The following is a 19058-nucleotide window of genomic DNA, read 5'->3' on the forward strand; positions in this document are numbered from 1 at the left end:
TTTTGGGGCAACGCAATTATTATGATTTACGAGACCTACCTATCGCGAGTTACCAGAGCATGATCCCCCTACTCATTGGCTTATTTGCGGGGCTATTCCACTATTCCGCCATGACGGTCGAGCAGTTTGAGATCCGCGCGGCCGACGAGATCGCCAGCAAGCTCCAGGGTGATCGCAAGAAAGTGACCGTTCGAACCGGACTCGACACACGTGCACTTTCAGGAGATATCCGTGAAGTAAGAATTTCGGCGACCCACTTTCAAACCGAAGGCCTGCCCCTCTTCACCGAACCACAGCTGTCTAAGCGTGGAAAAGTTAGAAAACTGAACCTGGAGTTAACCGACTTCTCACTAGGTGGTCTTCGCGTTGAGAAGCTTCAAGCGATTATTCCGGACTGTCGCTTTGACCTCGGATTGGCGACCAGGAAACACAAGATACGTCTGAGCCAGAGCGGGACAGGAGACGGAACTGTTACCATCAAGGCTGCAGATCTTGAGAGTTTCATCCTCAAGAAGTTTCGAGAAATAAAACGAGTAAAAGTGACGATCAGCCCTTCTAAGTTGCAGGTCGAAGGATATGGCGAGTTTATCGTTGTAGCTGCTAACTTTAGTGTCGTTGCGAAGCTTGAGGCTAAAGACGGAACCCAGCTTCGACTTTCTGAGGCCAATATCACGATGGACGGCAAGACTGCTGATCCTGAGACTAGCAAACTGCTCCTGGAAACCCTCAACCCTGTGGTTGATCTCGACAAAGACCTCCACCTTTTCGGGGCCGTTCACGTGGACAAGGTGACGCTTGGAGATGGGGAGCTGGTTGTGGGTGGTAAGACTCAGATTCCGATCAAACCCAAGGAGTAGGGGCGGACATGCCGCCCCCTTGAGGCTATGTCTGCGGGGCTGTGTAGGTTGCCTTGAGCCAATATTTCGGCTTCAGATTCCCTGATGGTGTATTGAAAGATTGCACCCGGAAGGTGTAGTAGTCTTTGGTTGCTGCAGTTGCCGAGACAGTTGCACCCTGGGCAGTGCTACTGGTGTAGGTTCTGGTCGCTGCCACTGTGCCATCAGGCTTGAGGATGTCTACTTTGATGCTCGTGCTCGCAGTCCAGTTCGTGATGTCGTAGTAGAACGCGCAGCTCACGGCCTTCCCTGCATCCGAATATACGCGGCAGACTTGCACAGGGGTTGTGTTGTCAGCAGGTTTGATGTCGAGGTCTTGCGCTCCTGCGTATTCCTGCGTCGTCGCCTGCTGCGTGTTGCTGAAGCCACCACTGATTCCAACTGGCGCGTAGCAAACATATCCGCCGCCGCCGCTTCCTGGGGGGATACCTATGGTGGCGTTGCCACTTCCATCAGTCCAGACGTCGCCTGCGTGGCCCGTGTAGTCGTGGAGGTGGACATTGGCTCCAAATCCGGTTGCGCAAGTGATGGTGGACCAGTAGCTTTGAACGTTGTTGAGGCCAACCAAGAGATGCGAGCCACCCATGCGCTCATACACAAAGATCTGGTTGTTCTTCCACCGCTGCTGGGTAGTGCCGCTGGCTATCTTCTCGTGAATCCACACCAGATTGTCGATCGTGGTCTTCATGCCATAGCAACCGGCGTCTAGGCTGTAGTCCTTGTAGAAGACGCTTGGATAGCCTTCTGAGGTCAGCGTATAAGCATAGGCCATCGCTTTGTTTTGAACGATTGGGTCGCTGCGATCCGTGTCGTGGTTTTCTACAAAGGTGACGGAGTGTGTGGGGTCAACTCCTGCGAGACCTGCGTGGTCCAACGTGTTCATGTCGAACGACGTTGGCGAGTTGCACATGTTCTTCAACTTGTCTCGGAGGGGGAAATCGAAGGCGCTTGCGCGTCCCTGCATCATGTTTGAGACCCAATACTGAACGTTGCTGAGGTTGCTATCGAAGAACTCGCCGACTGCAAACTTCCCTGCCATCGCTTTGGAGTTTAGGAATGGTTTTAACCAGTCAGTGGAAATGCCTTTGACGTAGTCCAGTCGGTATCCCTGCAAATCCAGGGCTTTTGTTTGCCAATCGCCCGCGTCAATCAGGCCATTGTAGACCCAACCCGATGCTCCGTTGATGGGTGCCAAGTCTCGACCGAACAAGCTAAAACTCTCGCCAGAATCGAAAACGTTGGGATCTTGGGGGACGTTGGGATGGAAGTCCCACTGGCCCTTCTGGAATCGACCTGAGTTCGCATTGCCATAGGCATCAACGTAGTGAAAATTGTAGTAGCCGTCGTCGCCATTTCGGTGGTTGTCCACGATATCAGCATAGATTTCTAGGTTGTTAGCTCGAAGCATCGCGCAACATCTTTCCAACTGCTCTCGGTTGCCATAGCGAGTGGGATAGGTCCACATTTGGTTCTTGGAACCCATGTCGTAGTCGTCGAAGGGATCATAGCCATCTGAATAACCTCCGGCAGCTCCTTTAAGGACAGGGGGAATCCAAATTCCGGTGAAACCTGCGCTTCGGAGGCTGTTTGCTTTGCTGGCCAAGTTGTCCCACCACCATGGAGCAGAACTGTTCCCTGCTGCTGGCGACGGCACGTCCCAGTAAAAACCTTGCATAAGAACGTTCGCGCCTGAAAGTGCGGACATTGTAAGGACAAAGGCGCCAATTGCGATCTTTGTCATGAAGCGACATCTTTGGGTCTTCATATTTCTCCACCGATACTTGCAGCCCAGTTCTGGGCCGGTGATCACGAGTGGATTTCATGGTAACAATACGGGGTCTTCGCGCAGAGTTCCAGAATCTTGGTTTGCGAAAGAGTTATCTCGTTTTGCGTAATTGCACTAAGATTCAGTACTAGATGCAACGCCGCGTCACAACTCTAAAGCGCATTGCCGTGCTGATGGAAAGGCTGGTTGGCTTTAACCATGGGGTGCTCAACGGAATTCATGCCTTCGCAACTTTGGACAAGGGCTGGCTCTGCCATTGTATTAATCCAAAGTTGGAGCTAGTACCCACGTTGAAACAGTGGGATCCGGATGGTGTGATCGCGTTTATCCATACCGAGGAGCTCGCTCATGAGCTCCATCAGCTTAACAAGCCCATGGTCGATATAGCCAACTGGACACCTAGCGACAGTCGCATGCCCCGGGTGTCTGTTGACGATGAGTCTGTGGGGGCGATGGCTGCAGAGTACTTGCTGAACCTTGGATTTCAAGAATTTGGATTCTTTGGGTCGCTGTCTCTGCGTTACTCATCAGATCGCTTTCGGGGTTACGCCAGAGTGCTGGAGCGATTCGGATACCGCGTAGAAGTCTTTGAGCATTACCTTGAGGAGTTCCCCAAAGCGGCACCTACAACCGTAGGAATCTCGAACCCCGGATTGGAAAGGTGGCTCGATTCCCTTCCAAAGCCGATCGGCATCTTTGCGGACAATGACGAGAGGGCGCTGGACATTACGGAAACGTGCCGATCAGCACAACTGCTCGTGCCGGAGCAGGTCGCTGTTATCGGTGTGGATGACGATCCCTATCTTGTGAATATGGGTTATCCACCGATCTCCAGTATTTCAACCCCATCTTCCAAGATTGGATTTGAAGCGGCCTCCACTCTGGATCGGCTCATGCGGGGTGTTTCAACTCCGATGGATCCACGGCTCTTAGCGCCTTTGCGAGTCATTGAAAGGCAGTCGACCAACACACTCGCCATCCGTGATCCTGACCTTGCGCATGCCATTCACTACATCCGCACAAATGCTCTAAAACCACTCCGAGTCGACGATGTTGCCTCGCAACTTCCCATCAGTCGGCGAACAATGGAGACACTCTTTCAGGTTCATTTAGGAAGAACGCCCTTAGACGAGATCCACCGTGTTCGAGTGGAGACAGCTTGCCGTTTGCTTTTGGAATCAGAAGCTCCATTGGATGTCATCGCGAAAAGGAGTGGCTTCGGGAGTGTTAACCGACTCCACGTGGTGTTTGGGGAGCTGATGGGCGTGACTCCAGCCGAGTATCGCCGCCGAAGTTTCATCTAGTTCAGGCATCATGCCCGTGTGCTTCTTCGTCTTTACAAGTAGTGTCCCACCAAGTACGCCTTTTAACAGAGCAACGGGAATGTCAGTTGCTATCCCCTTTTGCGGCCAAGTCCGCGGAGAGCGCCGGGCGGTTGGTAGATGAAGCCCAGGATCCAATCCGGACCGTATACCAACGAGACCGAGATCGAGTGCTCCACTCAAAGCCTTTTCGAAGATTGAAACACAAGACACAGGTCTTCATTGATCCGACAGGAGACCACTACCGAACGCGGTTGACGCACACGCTGGAAGTGGCGCAAGTAGCACGGACGATTGGGAGAGCACTTCGCTTGAATGAGGACCTCATCGAAGCGATTGCCCTTGGGCACGATGTCGGCCACACGCCTTTTGGCCACGCGGGTGAGCGAGCTTTGGATGATGCGATCCAGGAGTTGAACGCTCCGAGTGGTCCATCCGGTTTCAAGCACTACGAGCAGTCACTTCGGATTGTGGATGTATTGGCAAAGCTCAACCTGACTCAAGAGACGCGAGCTGGAATTGATGGGCACAGCAAGGGGCGGAATGATCTCAGCTCGCACGACGGCGAGCCTACTTCGACTCTTGAGGCAGCCGTGGTGCGTATCAGCGACCGAGTGGCGTATCTCAACCACGACCTTGACGACGCTTTGCGAAGTGGAATGATCCAAGAGATCCCCGCTATGTTCTCGGACCTCGGCGCGAGCCACGGAAAACGGATCGGCAAGATGGTGGAGGACATCATCGTAAACAGCATGGACCAACCTGCGATTCGGCTTTCCCCAAAGCTGATGAAAGACATGAACGACCTGAAAGAGTGGCTGTTTGAGAATGTCTATCTGCTGTACCCGGTCCTCTATCCAGACATCACCAAAGCACAGAACATGGTGAAAGAGCTATTTGTGCACTTCATTGAGCCAGGAAACTTACCCGAAGGGTACGAGGGTGTTCAGGGCGCGATTGACTACATTGCTGGGATGACGGATCGGTTTGCGATCGACACATACGCGAAACTCAAGCTGCCCAGTGTGTGGAAGCTACAGTGACTCGATGACTGCATCGTGAAAGATGGGTCGGAACTCGATAATTTTCGTGTTGTCACTTGTTGGATGCACTCGATTGCTTAGCAGGATCACGAAGCGGTTGGCCTCTGGGTCGCACCAGATAGAGGTTCCCGTGTATCCGGTGTGTCCGTAGGATAACGGTCCAAAGTGATTGCCTGAGCTACTCTTTTCGCTCTTGGTATCCCAGCCAAGAGCACGGCTACTCTGTTTGTTTTGACGCCTTGTGAAGAGCGCGAGCGTCTCACGATTCACGATCTCGGCGTTAGTGAGCCTCTGCATGAACTTGCTCAGGTCACCGATCGCTGAGAAGAGGCCGGCGTGCCCTGCAACACCTCCCAGAACAGTGGCCGTTGGGTCGTGGACTTCACCTTGGATGAACTCAGGATCTGCTCCGAACTTCGTGCGGGAGCCAACTAATCCATAGCGCAGCTTACGAAGGACTTTGCGCCACTCCTCTACCACTTCGGTGGGTGCACACTTTGCCCATAACTCGCCTGGCGAGAAGAGAGTTGAGTTCATTCCGAGGGGCTGAAAGACTCGTTCTTGCAAGTACTGGTCTAGCGGAAGCTCTGTTAGTTTTTCAATCGCCTTTCCAAGAACGATCATGCTTAAATCGCTGTAGACGCTCTTGGAGCCTGTTGGATACTCCAGCCCCTCCGAATAAATGGCATGAAGGACCGCTTCTGACTTTGTGTACCGCTTGTGATAGGGCCTAAAGGCGACGAGTCCGCTATCGTGCACGAGCAGGTTTTGGACCGTGATGCTTTCCTTCCCATTTTGTCCAAACTCTGGGAGCAGTTCGCTGATGGGTTGGTCCAGCTTGAGTCGGTCATCTTCGTATAGAAGCATAGCGGCCGTTGTGGTGCCGACTACCTTTGAAACAGAGGCAAGATCCCAGAGGGTGTCAACGTTCACTTCGGGAGACTCGGGACAGTAAGTTTGGCGACCCAGCGCATGAGTGTGAAGAACTCCTTGGTCAAACACGGCAAAGCATGCCCCTGGGAAAACCCCATTCGCGATTGCTTCCTGAACCAGCTGCACTGCCTTACTCAACACGACTTCGCCTCTCTCAGTCTTTACCTTCTGAGAGAGGCGTGGGTACTTGGTTAGTTCGCGAGCACTAGAAAATTGAATAAGGACAAGGTTCAGTAGCTCGAACCAGTGCCGCGCTGAATCTTTCCGTTGTGTTGTTTCAGATACGTCCTAAACAGCATGGACCCGCCAGTTTTGTAGGCATCTTGATGGCATGAGACGCAGTGGTCTGTATCTGATTTGATTCTTCGCCCGCTCGCGTCCAAAATCGCGTATTCCCAGTCTCTCGATTTTGCCGAATAACCTTTCTCGTGCTTGATCATTACGGTCGATAGCTCTGGAGTTTTGTCCAGTGGAGTCTTCAGTTTGCTCTTTACAACAACGGACCCTGCAGGCAGATCGGGTGCACTACTAGTGAAAGCCTTTAATCCAATCGGGTTTACGTAAACGTGACACCAACGCGTGCCGAAGGGAACCGTTTGGGTCTTTCCAGGGGCGACAATCACTTGTTCCGACACAGGTATTTCTTGAAGCCCAGCCTTGGAGCTACCACGTGGAGGCACGTTGGGACCACGGTGCTCGCACAGAACTTGAATACATGAAGTCGCCGCAAGGGGTGCCATGGGATAAGGCTGACTTGTAACACGCTTCCACTTCGTGAAATCCAACGACTCGGTTGGTGGTGTTCCATTTGCAAACACTGCGCCGAGCACCAACATCACACTAAACCACTTGTATCGCGTCATATCGCCTACGACGTTTGGGAATATCTTGGGTTTCGAGGAAAGTGGGTGGGAGGAATCCCACCCACCTAGATCAGGCTTTGCGTCGTCGAACGAGCGCCAATACGCCTAAACCGAGAGCTGCCATCGTCATTGGCTCTGGAACAGGGTTGGCGACGATGATGTCATCGATGCCAAGTGCATCTGCATTGGTGCCTGTACCGATTCCGTTCGATGGGTATCGAATGGAAAAACTGTCAAAAGGCGTAGCGCTTGTAACACCCCAGAACGAGACCGACCCGCTTGAGATGTTATATGGCTTATTGGGTGTGAGCGAATACACCTCCCCGTTATTTAGAACAACTTCATGACCTGGGTTGCTCGACTGCCCCCAGTCGGCTTCATCGCTGATGGAGAATCCAACTGCGGTGACTTTTCGATCGAGCTTGATCGTGAGAAGCGTTACGCCGGGATCGCCTAGACCGAGGAAAAAGTTCTTCCCGGAAAATGCGAAAGCATCGTACTCAGAAGTATTTCGGATTTGAGCCTCATTCACGCCTGGCCCAGTGCCGGTGGTCATAGAACCATTAGCAGCTGCGCCGAAGTGAAGTGATGAACTGGCTTGTGCTCCAGTGGAAAGCGCTTCGAGGTCATCAACACCGTAGGTAGAAACCGCACCTAGAAACGATGCTTTTGCTGCATCGTGATTTGGGTGAACCGTAAGTGGCACCGTGCCCCAAGAGTTGTAGTCAAATCCGTAATAGACACCTGCATTGCCCAAAGCAGTAGCGCAGAGCGCCAACGCAGTTAAAGTTCCTTTTGAGAACATAATCAATATCCCTCCTAACGGTGCGATTTTAGCATGTGTCGCAGGACTATCGATAGGTGTTTTAGTCACGAAAAAGCGCGAGAGCATTCGTGCTCTCGCGCTTGGTTCCCTCACTACTTCGATGGATCGAAGTAAGTGTCCAGGAATGAATTATTCACCGAGTAAAGAAGCTAGACCAGCAACTGCTGGGTTCTCGATCGGGCGCCCACTGATAATGGAGCTGGCTGTAGATGGCGAGGACTGGTCGTCACTTCCACCGGCTTTAAGATGCTTGTGGTGCTTCTTTCCTGTTGCACCAGTCAGGCTTTGGGCGTCACTTGTCTGGGCACCGCCCATCGTGGTCTTCAACTCGCTCAACTCGGATGCGGTGAGTTGAGAGAAGTCATCTTGGAGTGTCTTCTGAATTTGGTCAGAACTCGCGCCCTGCTGCTTCATCTTTGTTAGCTGGTCCGAGAAGCCTTGCAACTTCTTAGCGAGTGCAGGGTCTGACTGTGCCAACTTTGCGAACGGCGAACTTTGGTTTGCGCTGGCTTTGGCCATAGGCGATTCATACATCGCACTGCTGGAAAAGCCACTTGTAGCTGAAATAGACATTTCGTGTTCCTCCTTTACGGGTTACCGAGAATTGTCGGCAGGGACGAAGCGAAAACTTCAGCATTTCCTCGTATTTCTACTTATGAAAAGCGAATCGAGTTATGGAATGGCCCTTATTTCCAAGTGAGCCTCATTCCCATATTCATCCATCGCATAGACCGACACCTTGTTGTTGCCGACCTTTGCGATCAACTCTTTCTTCGAGAGTGAAACCTGCTTTTTCGATCCTTCGTTCATCTCCAGGAAGAAACTCGGTTTGTCGTCCCACTCCGCTCCGACAACTCGTAGGTTGTTGGGTGAGCTGATCACGATTTCATCTGCATTGTCGGTGGCTTTGATAGTTGGGGCTATCGATGGGAAGGTCTTCCCTTCCAGTCCGTCGGGCTGGAACCAGGCGTGCCAGTTGAGCCGCGCGGCGAAGAACTTTGAATAATGCGAGACCTGTTCGTCCGTGAACAGGAATGGCTCCGTCTTGCCCTTAGTTGGCGGTTCTACGAGGCTGAACGCCCGATTGATGTGATCAAACCCTCGCGACATGATGCATTCGGGGTCTGTCGCATGTGGCAGCCCAAACGTGTGTCCCATCTCGTGCATCACCGCACCCATGGTAGTGGCAGCAAGTCCCCAAACCGTGGATCGAAAGGCGCTGTCGTCTAGCTGAACCGTGTCGTCGATTGGAGTTGGGTTGGCGAAGACGGTTGGGATCTCGTTGATGGACGTTGGCCAACTTACCATGCAGAGCCCGCCGAAAAGTCCGAGTCCACCGCCTCCCAAAGCTGTATGACCTTGCGCTTTCTTGGTCGCTTTGTCATACCGACTGAAGGACATGATGGCGCAACACTTGTCGATGCTGTAATTGAACTGCTTTGACAGAATGTCATTGAAATGCGCGTACAGTTCCTGATCCGGAAGTTTTCGTAGCTCGGCACCCGTCTTGGGTGAGCGCACCACATTGACCTTTACTTTGCCGTTCTTGTCGAACTCCAAAGCGAACGTCTTTCTGTCATAGCCGCCGCGCTTCATGGCGTCTGCCGTAAAGCCCTGCAGCATTTTCAGCGTAGTGTCCAGCTTCTCGCCGTACATGTTGGCCTTGACTCCAGGAGGCGCATCGTAGTCCGTGGTCTCATCCGCAGAAGCGAGATAGACCGAGCGCACTTTGTAGGGCGTCGTCATCGGTTTGTAGTCCAATCTGAACTTGACCAACTGATTGGCAGACTTGAGAAGCACCATATTCTTCCCTGGCTGCAACTCAACTGTGGCTACAAACTTCTCGTCTTTCGTGGGGAACCGGGTCATCTTTTTCCACGAAGTCCCTGTGATGATGTCTGTACCAGGACAAGTGCCACGAAGGATAACCATCGGGTATCGGACCACTTGTCCGGCTTCGAAATTGGAGACTTCAAGACTCGCTTTTAGCCAGAGACCTAGGATGAGTGAAACCATATGAGAACTCCCGAGCAGTTCACGTTACCGGTTTCTATGGGCCATGTTGCAACCCGGGCCTGCCGCAACAAGAATCAAGTCGCAGCAAAGTACAAGTTTCAAAACCTAGTGTATATGCCTGCATAAATGAACTTGTCGTTTTCGCGTACAAATAACTATCAAAAATGACAGCTGACAAGTTCGAATTCAGGTGAAAATAACAGGATCTTACACAAATCGAATTGATCAAGAATCTAGCGAAATCTTCTACTTCCTAAAAAGCAAGTCCAGAAGCGCAAATACAAACACGCCAATGCTGACAAATCCATTTAGTGTAAAGAACGCCATGTTTACCTTGCTCAAATCCGTAGGTTTCACTAGGCTCTGTTCGTACACCAAAAGCGCTGCAGCGAACAGCACACCGACAAAAAAGATCGGGCCGGCAGAGACCAGTAATCCTCCAGCAGTGAGAGCGATGATGGCGAAGAAGTGGCTGATTCTTGAAACCATCAGGGCCTCGGATTTTCCTAAGGTCTCTGGGAGTGATCGAAGACCATTCGCGCGGTCGAACTCTTCGTCCTGAAGTGAGTAGATGATGTCGAAGCCGGCAGTCCAGAGCATTACACCGAGACATGTTGCGATGATGGGAAGGTCGACCTTTCCCGTACTTGCAATCCAGGCAGCAGCTGGGGCCATCCCGAGAGAAAAGCCAAGCACAAAGTGACAGAGAGGTGTGAAACGTTTGGTGGTGGAGTAGGCCAGCGTCACGAAAAGCGCAACTGGGCTTAGAATCAGCGTGAGACGGTTCAGCATTGCCGCCGCAACCACGAAGAGCACGCAGCTCAGGACCAAGAAGAGATTCACCTGGCGAAGCTCTAGTAGCCCTGCGGGTATGGCCCGTGTTTTTGTTCTCGGATTGATTCCGTCGATGTCCCGATCCGCGATGCGATTGAACGCCATAGCAGCGCTCCGACAGCTCACCATCGCTAGGATGATCCAGCCGAAGGTCGCCCAGCCTGGCCATGCGGAGTTGGAGACGGATTTCGAGCCCCACATCATGCCAATCATGGCAAAGGGTAAGGCAAAGATAGAGTGCTCGAACTTGATCATTTCGAGGTAAGTGCGAAAAGCACGCACGCCTCGTTCGGCGGTAGCCATAGGTTAAAAGTGTACTGGAATAGCCCGGGAACAGAATGGGGCTATTCCAGGTGAGGGCCTGTTAGGCCTTTCGCTTGCGCAGGAAGGCTGCGAGTCCGAGTCCAAGAGCAGCCATCGTTGCTGGCTCTGGAACTGGTGTCACGAATGCCTCAAACGTGCTGTCTGCTGGGAATGAGGTGAGCGTGAAGTCGCCCGCTGTTGTCGGGTTGATCAGGCTGAAGTTGAGTCCAGACTGTCCGCCCAAAGGTCCAACCGCTGTGGAGAGGTCGTAGGTGGAAAGGGCAGAATTCTGTACGCTCATTACCAAACGATTCTGAGTCACGTCACTTAAGCCAGCGAAGCTAGAATTTGTCTGGTCCACGATCGTCTCCGTTGCGTTTGTAAACGCTCCAGATCCTAGCCCATTAACGGCAACGACTGACGACTGATTCATCACTTGGTAGAAGCCGGACATAGGGTTTGTAATTCCTGCTGAATCTGCAACTGAAGTGAACGAGAACGCCGTGCGAGTGAAAGTCTGGCCGTGGAAAACTCCGCTCCCGATTCCCTTAATCACGTAAGTCATGCTGGTTGCCGAGGCAGACGAAACCATGAGAACGGTTGCTGAAACGAATGCCACCTGGATGGCTCGCGATTTGATTAAAAACATTTTGATCTCTCCTGAAACACAGTAAGCCGCGGAATTCGGCGAACCAATATGGACAGCTTGGCAGTCCTCCCCCACATCTAGTTGCCCCTAACGTGACAACTTAGCCCCTTTATCGTGACAAGTAGTCTTTCCCGCTGGCAGGTACGCTGTTTCCATGCGCGCTTGGGGCATGGCACTCGTTTTCTTAGCGGTCGGAATTGTCGGATGCGGTTCCAACAAAGACACTTCGACTTCAACCAAGGGAGGATCCAAGGGACCTGCTCCCAAGGCACCGGCCGACCCTTGGATACTGACGACACTTGATGCGGAAGGCGGTGCTCCAGCCTATCTTTCCAATGGTTTGATAGGAATTCGAATTGCCAAGACCGGTGGCGGCCTCGACAACGAAGGCAAGCCGCTGGGGTTCTTTATGATTGACGAGTACGAGCAAACGGGTGAGGAGAAGATCATTCGAATGCCCAATCCCGCGCTCGTTGCGATCTCTGTTGGCAACAAACTCTACAACGGTCAGAAAGATCACGACTTCATGAAATCGGGGGGCACACCCCTTGACCCACGCAAAGGAAAGGACTTTTCCCAAAAGCTGGACATGAAGACCGGGGTTCTTACGACTCAGTGGACTCAGGACACCAGCGAGGCAGGCGAAGTAAAGATTAGTTCTGAGACGGTCATCCACCCAGATGAGAGAGTGTTTGCTCAGAGTTGGAAAATTGAGACGAAGAAGGATTCACCGTTCGCGATTCGCACCTTGGATTACGCAGGACCTGAAGACGCCCAGCAACCTCTAGGAGGAGACGAGAAGAGTGGAATCACGATCAGTGCGTCCAAACGCCGACTGGTTGCCATGACTTGGAAGGTTGCCGGAGCAGATCCAGGCGCTTTAGGACAGGTCGATGGAGTGCGTGTTCAGGAAGGAACAGCCAAAGCCGGAACCCCAGTCAGCTTTGAACGAGTGCTTTCGTTTGGCGCGCGAAGCAAAACTCCGCTCCCAGAGTTCACTGTCAAGAACGTGAACATGCTCCAGAAGCTGGCCCCCAAGCCTTACGCATTTGCGGAGGTTCGCAAAGCATCGGTCGATGGCTGGGCTAAGCGATGGAAAACTGACATAGAAATCGACGGCCCTGTGGAAGACCAGCAGGCAGTCCGCTCGTTCATGTTCTACCTTCAGTCTTCTATTCATCCCAAAGGTGGCATGTCGATCAGTCCCTTTGCGCTAAGCGACACGCAATACAATGGGCACGTGTTCTGGGACGCAGACATGTGGGTCTTCCCTGCTTTGTCGCTTATTAACCCCGAGGCAGCGACGGCTGTTCCTCAGTATCGGTTAGACCGTGATCGGGTTGCCTATGCCAATTTCAGAACGTGGATCGATAACGAGAATCGGCCAGTGGGCAACGGTAATAGCATGGGTCACTACGTCCCAAAGCGACTATTGTTTGGCTCAAAATATCCGTGGGAATCGAGTGTAACCGGAAAGGAAACGGTCATCGGGCCGTCAAAGTTCGAAGACCATATCACAGGTGACGTGCTCTGGTCGAGATACCAAGCCGCATCCCTTGGCCTTTTGAAGCCTCCAACTTCGCCATACAAGCTGACCTTCTACGATTACCGATCCGAGAAAACCGCCCGTGGCCTAGAAATCAAAAACACGATGAGCCCGGACGAGAACCACACGGGAGATAACGACCTCTACACCAACCTCCTTGCCGAGTGGCTGCTCAACGATCACAAGTGGGCCGAAAAACCGACCTACTACCTGCCCAAAGATGACAAGTGCTTCCTGACTTATGACGGTGACCTCTTCAAGGGTTATAAGCAGGCTGCGGCGGTCCTCAGTATCTACCCGCTTCAATACCCTCCCGCAGAGAAGCAGGCCAAGGTGATGATGGAGAGGTTTGCAGACAAGGTGATCAAGAACGGCCCTGCCATGACGGACTCCATTCACGCCCTCATTTGGGCACGACTTGGGGAAACCGAGAAAGCCTATGAGACCTGGCACGCAAGCTGGCAGCCCTTCACAAACAACGGTCTTTTGCTCTTTAGCGAGAAAAGAAACAAGGATCTGGCGTACTTTACAACAGGGGCTGGTGGAAGTTTGCAAAGTTTGTTGTACGGATTTCTAGGACTTCGTTTAGACTACAAGAAGGAACCAGGAGCGGCGTGGTCCAAACAACTCCTGCAAGGAACCGTATTGAGCGTTAAGCCAAACCTTCCCAAAGCTTGGAAGTCTGTGAAGTTTAAAAACTTCACCGTTCTAGGCACGCGTTTAACCCTAACCGCCAACCATTCCGCCCAAGGCGGAACCGTCGCTTCTGTAACCCAAGGAGAGTGATCCTATGCCAAATGTCGTCCTGACCGTTGATTGCGAAGGTGCAATGCACGACCGGTGTTATACCGGCGACTACATTAAGGTGTTAGAAGAAGAATTCGTCCCTTGTACTTGGCTCGTTCATGTTTCCATGAAAGATCCGAGCGCAAACACGAACCTCTACTATCACGAATTCATTCACAAGATTCCGAACTGGCACGAGATCGGAATGAAGGTTAATTTCGAGAACGAGCGTGGCTATATCGAAGATTCTAAAGAGCGCGGGAATGTGATTCTCGTAGCGAAAGAGACTTTGAAAAGCCACATGATCAAGGCGACTTCATTTAGAGCGGGTGCCTTTGCACTCCTCCCATCCGACGTTCCGTATCTCGAAGAGATTGGCATCCTCGTGGACAGCAGCGTCCTACCCGATGCGAACTACCGTATGTTCGTGAATTGGGACGATGCGCCGCATGAGCCTTACCACAGCAGTCGAGACGACTTGAAGGTTGAAGGTAACAATCGGCTACTTCATCTCCCGATCGCCACAAATGAAGGAGTTCACGGATACCTTGATAAAGGCTTCGACGCTCTCGTTCCGCTGTATGAAGCGAATCTCAATCGCGAGGTGATCACTCTCGGCCTGCGCGACTACTTCGACAGCGCTGACGACCTTCGAAAGACGATTCGGTTCTTCAGAGATCGCGGATCGCACTTCACGACCATGACCCAAGCAGCTAGCGAACACTATGAGCACCGTCATGCGCTCGTAGGAGTCTAAAAAGGTCAATCCAGCAGAGGCTTAAGCGATGGAGATCATCCCTTAAGCCTCATTTTTTTGACAGATAAAGTTCCTTAACACGGCGACGAGAGAAAATTATTTTCTCCATGGTGGACAAGGACAGCAAGTTCCTATGTTTGGTGATGGCCTTTTGGTCTTACGAATTCGTATCGACCACATTACACCCTCTCCTGAGCGACCCAAGACTCGAAATCTACGTGATTGAGAATCCATCTCCAGAGGGTTCGCAACTCCACGAATACCTCTCACAACTCGCTCACGAGGGGAAGATTCAAGGGCTCTTCAGCTTCTCCAAAAACATTTCAAACAATGCTTACGAGGTCGTGTTCGAACATTTGGCCGAACGAATTACCGCTTCCCCATTCGTTGTCTTGACCGATGGTGATCTCGAACTTCCCAGTGGACGAAGCTATCAGGAACAGGTCGAGATATTGGAGTCTTACCCAGAGATTGCTGTCTGCGGGATCCAGCTTGACGAAGGCGATCTACCCTCGTCCACATTTCCCGAAGCACACACATGGATTGCCCCCGTCTTGTCTGAAGGTGAGACCTATAGGGAACAGGCCAGCGGCATTCATATGTTGGTAATGAGGGGAAAAGATCTCCGAGACTTCCTCGTCGTAAGTCGGAAGAAGTGTTGGGAGTTTCGCGACAATATCATGCACCATTGGGTCTATGCACTGAGTGGCAGGAAATGGGCCACCACCAAACAATCGGTGGCGCGACACCTGACCTGGGTTGTGTACCAGGACGAGAACCACGTCTATACGCGGTACAAGCGGTCAGCTACTTTCGGCTCCTTTTGGTCACACTCGCGCTACTGTGGGTATTCGCTGGTAACTTCGAGAGGTACAACAAATCACTTCCCCGCTAAAGCACGATTGCGAGGCATTGTCCGTTCTTTGAAGAAGTTGATCAAAAGAAGATGACCTTTATGCGTGAACTTGTAATCGTAGGAACCGGCGGTCTAGGGAGAGAGATTCTGGACGCGGTTCTAGCAACGAATGATGTAACTCCAACTTGGAAACTACATGGGTTTATTGTCGACGATCCAGCCGCCACCGGGACGACAGTCAGCGGTTACACCGTTCTTGGAACATCAGAGTGGATGGTTCAGCACCCTAACGTTCATGTTGCGGTTGGAATCGGCATTTCAGCCTCTCGAAAAAGCTTCTTTGAACGGCACTCGTGCCAGTTTGCGACGATCATTCACCCAGCAGCCTATGTAGGAAGAACGGTTACGCTTGGCGAAGGTTGTGTGGTTTTAGCGTGTGCATCGGTGACGACCGACGTGGCTTTGGGAAGAGCTGTTCTCCTAAATCCTGGAGCACGAGTCTCGCACGACTGCAGAGTTGGAGAGTTTACGTCACTTGCGCCTAACGCTGCTCTGGCCGGTTCTGTGACGGTTGGGGAAGCTTGCGAGATTGGAACGGGTGCCTCAGTGCTTCCAAGACTCACAATCGGCAACAAAGTGACCGTCGGAGCTGGCGCAGTGGTCACCAAGAATGTGCCTGACGACTGCACGGTAAAGGGAGTACCCGCACGTTGAGTAAGAGATCAGCACTAGATTTGGCGGTTTGTGGTGGCGCTCCCGCATTTGAGCCGCCGCTGCACGTGGGACGTCCCAACCTCGGCTCAAGACAGGCACTCTATCAGCGGCTAGACGACGTTCTAGAAAGGCGATGGCTCTCGAACAACGGTCGTTACGTCCAAGAGTTGGAAGCCAAAGTCTGCTCCATGCTTGGAGTGAAACATGCGGTAGCCGTCTGCAACGCAACCATCGGACTTGAGGTTGCTGCAAGGGCTCTTGAGCTGAAAGGCGAGATTATTGTTCCCGCTTTCAGCTTCGTCGCTTCCGCCCATGCATTTCAGTGGGTCGGGCTTAAGCCGGTTTTTGTGGACGTCAACCTGGATGATCATAACATCGACGTGGGCAAAATCGAGGCATCGCTCACAGATCGAACGAGCGCCATCCTTGGGGTGCATCTCTGGGGCAATGCGTGCGATACTGGCGCCCTTCAGTCGCTCGTCGAAAGGAAGCAACTCAAGCTCATTTACGACGCGGCGCACGCCTTCGCATGCAGCTCCCCGTATGGAATGATTGGCAATTTTGGCGACGTCGAGGTCTTTAGCTTCCACGCGACCAAGTTCATCAACGCTTTCGAAGGGGGTGTCATGACCACCAATTCTGATGCGCTTGCCAAGAAGATCCGCCTCATGATTAACTTTGGATTTGGGGGCTACGACAGCGTCGTTAGTGAAGGCACCAATGGCAAGATGAGCGAAGTGAGCGCGGCAATGGCTCTCACCAACATCGAGTCGATCTCATCGATTGTTGACACAAACCACACGAACTACCACGCCTATTGCAGACACTTACTACCGCTGGATGGCATTCGCGTTTTGCCAGTTCAGGAGTCAGTGCAACATAACTATCAGTATGTGGTGCTGGAGGTAGATGCAGAGAAGTTCGGTATCAATCGAGACCAGCTTCACCAAGTTCTCCAAGCAGATGGAGTCTTGGCCCGTAGATACTTTGCGCCAGGCATTCATCGAATGGAGCCGTACGCAAGCGATCCAACCTATGCCAATTTGCAACTAAAAGCAACCGAGCAACTCTGTGATTCTGTGCTTGTCCTTCCCACCGGTCAAGCCGTAGATGAAGCGGCCATTGAGACGATCTGCTCCATCATCGCATTTGCTCCAACAGCCTTGGCTAATCGGAAAACACCATGAAAGTCTCTGTCGCAATGATCACCTACAACCACGAGAAGTTCGTGGCACAAGCAATAGAAAGTGTGGTCCAGCAGAAGCGACCTTTTCCGATAGAGCTCATCATTTTCGACGATGCTTCAACCGACCGAACCGCCTCAATCATCGAGGAATATGCGAGCCAGCACGACTTCATCAAGCCGACTCTCCGGACTCAAAACGTGGGCATGTCACACAACTTTGAGGCCACTCTCCAAGCTTGTACGGGCGACTATATTGCACTCCTTGAGGGTGATGACTATTGGACATCACCCAACAAACTTGAAGCTCAGGTTGGTCAGTTAGAATCAAACCCTGAAACGGTGATCTCTTTTCACCCAACTCTCAACTTTCACCAAGAGAGTCAGGGACAAGACTTCACATATCCCCGAGATCTGCGTCCTAGCTACTCACTTCAGGACCTCTGCAAAGAGAACTTTATGAACACTTGCAGCGTGATGTATCGTCGATCCGCGGTACCGGTAGCATTTCCCAAGTGGATGCACCAAGTGCGGTCATCAGATTGGGCCCTTCACATGCTCACAGCACGCCACGGTGGGATTCAGATGGTTGATGAGTGTATGGGGGCTTACAGGATTCACGCAGGCGGAGTTTGGTCTGGGGCTGCGTTCGACAAAAGGCTCGCATCTGAGCAAGAGATGCTTCAGCACATCGCACTTGAAATGCCTGAAGAAGCCAGACCCACTCTGGAAACAGCCCGCGTGAGAAAGTTCTTTGAGGCGGCCGCTGAGTACGCAGCCAGAGGGGAAAAGTCTGCTGCAAGAAAGCAACTGAAACTCTGGCGCGATTCAGGTGGACTCGGAGTCCCCAAATCCTGGGGACTCAAGCTCTTTGTCAAAACGCTTCTACCTTAAGACCCAGAGGGAAAGGAGCTTCGTAAGTGCGTCGGGGTGGAGTCCAAGCGAGAACAAACCAGCCACTCCCATCACCACTCCGAAGGTGGTTGGCACGAGGGCAACATAGAAGAGGAACTTCTTCTGCGTCAGAGCAGTGACCGCCAGGAGAGAGATTGCCAGAGCCAGCGATGCGTCGGACAAGTCGAACTGGTCATCGTGAATGTTGAGCGCGTCATACAGCTTGTCACAGTCCTCGGCCTCCTTCTTGAGCTTGACCTTTTCTTCATCCAGATGCTTCGCGTTGGATTTATTGAGCTCTAAGTACTTCAACGCCAGCTCTTTTGCTTTCCCCGTTGCAGACTCAGCAGCAATTTCCAGCTGCTGCGAAGCAATGATGGCTTGCTTCATCTGGGTGTTCTTGGCCTGGTAGTAGCCCCACCCATCTATTTTGTTGGCTTGGGCCTGCTGCATGGCTTGAACGATGTTGTCATCTTTAACCTTACAGATTCCCATAAAGGTCGCTAGCAGCGCGATGGTCACGGCCACCATGGCATTCAACTTACTCTTGGCGGCATCTTCCGCTTTCTCTTTTAGTTCAAGCGCATCTACTTCCATATATGTAAGCTACAGGATAACTCAAAGCACCGAACGCGTTGTAGGTCGTTCTCAAGTGACTTAACACAGCGTGTCCGGCAAGGAACTTGGAGATCTATTACAACTGCAGCAGGGTTGTTTCGCCGAGAACAAAATGCGATAGAGCAAAGCGGGATTACTACCAGCCAAGAAACTCATGTCGATATGAAAGTGAGTTCACCATCCTGAGTCCAATCTTCAGGCGATCCCTCACTGACGTAAATAGTGCCCACACA

At 52.2% G+C, this 19058-nt stretch carries 18 protein-coding genes; 9 read left to right on the forward strand and 9 right to left on the reverse strand.

The window, feature by feature from the left end; genetic code table 11:
* Positions 1–59: 59 nt before the first annotated feature.
* A complete protein-coding gene (locus tag ACZ51B_RS03820; RefSeq protein ID WP_464295907.1) occupies positions 60–857 on the forward strand; it encodes an LmeA family phospholipid-binding protein in 798 nt (265 codons plus the stop codon).
* Positions 858–882: 25 nt separating this feature from the next.
* On the opposite strand, the gene ACZ51B_RS03825 is transcribed toward ACZ51B_RS03820, so the two are convergent.
* Positions 883–2601, reverse strand: a complete 1719-nt coding sequence (locus ACZ51B_RS03825; RefSeq protein ID WP_464295908.1) for an alpha-amylase domain-containing protein — start codon at positions 2599–2601, stop codon at positions 883–885.
* A 212-nt stretch (positions 2602–2813) separates the two neighbouring features.
* Here ACZ51B_RS03825 and ACZ51B_RS03830 point away from each other — a divergent pair, with 212 nt between their 5' ends.
* Positions 2814–3986, forward strand: a complete 1173-nt coding sequence (locus ACZ51B_RS03830; protein ID WP_464295909.1) for a XylR family transcriptional regulator — start codon at positions 2814–2816, stop codon at positions 3984–3986.
* Between the two features lie 41 nt (positions 3987–4027).
* Positions 4028–5047 (forward strand): deoxyguanosinetriphosphate triphosphohydrolase, encoded by a 1020-nt coding sequence (locus ACZ51B_RS03835; protein WP_464295910.1) that lies wholly within the window; start codon positions 4028–4030, stop codon positions 5045–5047.
* Here ACZ51B_RS03835 and ACZ51B_RS03840 read toward each other — a convergent pair.
* The 7 genes from ACZ51B_RS03840 to ACZ51B_RS03870 form a co-directional block, all read right to left on the reverse strand.
* Positions 5039–6121 carry a serine hydrolase domain-containing protein gene (locus ACZ51B_RS03840; RefSeq protein ID WP_464295911.1) on the reverse strand — a complete coding sequence of 361 codons (1083 nt, stop codon included), beginning with the start codon at positions 6119–6121 and terminating at the stop codon, positions 5039–5041. The two genes, ACZ51B_RS03835 and ACZ51B_RS03840, sit on opposite strands and share 9 nt — an antisense overlap.
* A gap of 89 nt (positions 6122–6210) precedes the next feature.
* Positions 6211–6843, reverse strand: coding sequence for a cytochrome P460 family protein (locus ACZ51B_RS03845; protein ID WP_464295912.1), 633 nt, complete (start codon positions 6841–6843; stop codon positions 6211–6213).
* 70 nt (positions 6844–6913) lie between these two features.
* Complete coding sequence (locus ACZ51B_RS03850; RefSeq protein ID WP_464295913.1) at positions 6914–7648, reverse strand: PEP-CTERM sorting domain-containing protein; 735 nt, start codon at positions 7646–7648, stop codon at positions 6914–6916.
* A 150-nt stretch (positions 7649–7798) separates the two neighbouring features.
* Positions 7799–8242 carry a hypothetical protein gene (locus ACZ51B_RS03855; RefSeq protein ID WP_464295914.1) on the reverse strand — a complete coding sequence of 148 codons (444 nt, stop codon included), beginning with the start codon at positions 8240–8242 and terminating at the stop codon, positions 7799–7801.
* A 99-nt stretch (positions 8243–8341) separates the two neighbouring features.
* Positions 8342–9685: a hypothetical protein gene (locus ACZ51B_RS03860; protein WP_464295915.1), complete on the reverse strand. Its 1344-nt coding sequence runs from the start codon at positions 9683–9685 to the stop codon at positions 8342–8344.
* Positions 9686–9931: 246 nt separating this feature from the next.
* The gene (locus ACZ51B_RS03865; RefSeq protein WP_464295916.1) at positions 9932–10822 is read right to left on the reverse strand and encodes a UbiA-like polyprenyltransferase; all 891 of its coding nucleotides are present in this window, start codon (positions 10820–10822) and stop codon (positions 9932–9934) included.
* A gap of 61 nt (positions 10823–10883) precedes the next feature.
* Complete coding sequence (locus ACZ51B_RS03870; protein ID WP_464295917.1) at positions 10884–11471, reverse strand: PEP-CTERM sorting domain-containing protein; 588 nt, start codon at positions 11469–11471, stop codon at positions 10884–10886.
* Between the two features lie 154 nt (positions 11472–11625).
* On the opposite strand from ACZ51B_RS03870, the gene ACZ51B_RS03875 reads away from it, so the two are divergent.
* The 6 genes from ACZ51B_RS03875 (at position 11626) to ACZ51B_RS03900 (ending at position 18207) form a co-directional block, all read left to right on the forward strand.
* Positions 11626–13803 carry a glycosyl hydrolase family 65 domain-containing protein gene (locus ACZ51B_RS03875; protein ID WP_464295918.1) on the forward strand — a complete coding sequence of 726 codons (2178 nt, stop codon included), beginning with the start codon at positions 11626–11628 and terminating at the stop codon, positions 13801–13803.
* Positions 13804–13807: 4 nt separating this feature from the next.
* A complete protein-coding gene (locus ACZ51B_RS03880) occupies positions 13808–14560 on the forward strand; it encodes a hypothetical protein (RefSeq protein ID WP_464295919.1) in 753 nt (250 codons plus the stop codon).
* A 107-nt stretch (positions 14561–14667) separates the two neighbouring features.
* Positions 14668–15510, forward strand: coding sequence for a hypothetical protein (locus ACZ51B_RS03885; protein WP_464295920.1), 843 nt, complete (start codon positions 14668–14670; stop codon positions 15508–15510).
* A gap of 5 nt (positions 15511–15515) precedes the next feature.
* On the forward strand, positions 15516–16130 hold the full coding sequence (locus ACZ51B_RS03890) for an acetyltransferase (RefSeq protein ID WP_464295921.1): 615 nt from the start codon (positions 15516–15518) through the stop codon (positions 16128–16130).
* Positions 16127–17317 carry a DegT/DnrJ/EryC1/StrS family aminotransferase gene (locus ACZ51B_RS03895; RefSeq protein ID WP_464295922.1) on the forward strand — a complete coding sequence of 397 codons (1191 nt, stop codon included), beginning with the start codon at positions 16127–16129 and terminating at the stop codon, positions 17315–17317. Before ACZ51B_RS03890 ends, ACZ51B_RS03895 begins: the two co-directional genes overlap by 4 nt.
* Positions 17314–18207, forward strand: a complete 894-nt coding sequence (locus ACZ51B_RS03900) for a glycosyltransferase (RefSeq protein ID WP_464295923.1) — start codon at positions 17314–17316, stop codon at positions 18205–18207. The genes ACZ51B_RS03895 and ACZ51B_RS03900 overlap by 4 nt, the downstream gene beginning before the upstream one ends.
* Here ACZ51B_RS03900 and ACZ51B_RS03905 read toward each other — a convergent pair.
* The gene (locus ACZ51B_RS03905; RefSeq protein ID WP_464295924.1) at positions 18199–18804 is read right to left on the reverse strand and encodes a DUF4337 domain-containing protein; all 606 of its coding nucleotides are present in this window, start codon (positions 18802–18804) and stop codon (positions 18199–18201) included. The genes ACZ51B_RS03900 and ACZ51B_RS03905 overlap by 9 nt on opposite strands.
* Between the last annotated feature and the right edge of the window lie 254 nt (positions 18805–19058).

The organism is Fimbriimonas sp. LA-C6, assembly GCF_055398105.1.

Coding starts and splice junctions, on each gene's coding strand:
- ACZ51B_RS03820 (WP_464295907.1), top strand. CDS start 60: ATGATCCCCCTACTCATTGGCTTATTTGCGGGGCTATTCCACTATTCC.
- ACZ51B_RS03880 (WP_464295919.1), top strand. CDS start 13,808: ATGCCAAATGTCGTCCTGACCGTTGATTGCGAAGGTGCAATGCACGAC.
- ACZ51B_RS03905 (WP_464295924.1), bottom strand. CDS start 18,804: ATGGAAGTAGATGCGCTTGAACTAAAAGAGAAAGCGGAAGATGCCGCC.
- ACZ51B_RS03860 (WP_464295915.1), bottom strand. CDS start 9,685: ATGGTTTCACTCATCCTAGGTCTCTGGCTAAAAGCGAGTCTTGAAGTC.
- ACZ51B_RS03900 (WP_464295923.1), top strand. CDS start 17,314: ATGAAAGTCTCTGTCGCAATGATCACCTACAACCACGAGAAGTTCGTG.
- ACZ51B_RS03875 (WP_464295918.1), top strand. CDS start 11,626: ATGCGCGCTTGGGGCATGGCACTCGTTTTCTTAGCGGTCGGAATTGTC.
- ACZ51B_RS03855 (WP_464295914.1), bottom strand. CDS start 8,242: ATGTCTATTTCAGCTACAAGTGGCTTTTCCAGCAGTGCGATGTATGAA.
- ACZ51B_RS03825 (WP_464295908.1), bottom strand. CDS start 2,601: ATGTCCGCACTTTCAGGCGCGAACGTTCTTATGCAAGGTTTTTACTGG.
- ACZ51B_RS03885 (WP_464295920.1), top strand. CDS start 14,668: ATGGTGGACAAGGACAGCAAGTTCCTATGTTTGGTGATGGCCTTTTGG.
- ACZ51B_RS03845 (WP_464295912.1), bottom strand. CDS start 6,843: ATGACGCGATACAAGTGGTTTAGTGTGATGTTGGTGCTCGGCGCAGTG.
- ACZ51B_RS03890 (WP_464295921.1), top strand. CDS start 15,516: ATGCGTGAACTTGTAATCGTAGGAACCGGCGGTCTAGGGAGAGAGATT.
- ACZ51B_RS03870 (WP_464295917.1), bottom strand. CDS start 11,471: ATGTTTTTAATCAAATCGCGAGCCATCCAGGTGGCATTCGTTTCAGCA.
- ACZ51B_RS03850 (WP_464295913.1), bottom strand. CDS start 7,648: ATGTTCTCAAAAGGAACTTTAACTGCGTTGGCGCTCTGCGCTACTGCT.
- ACZ51B_RS03830 (WP_464295909.1), top strand. CDS start 2,814: ATGCAACGCCGCGTCACAACTCTAAAGCGCATTGCCGTGCTGATGGAA.
- ACZ51B_RS03865 (WP_464295916.1), bottom strand. CDS start 10,822: ATGGCTACCGCCGAACGAGGCGTGCGTGCTTTTCGCACTTACCTCGAA.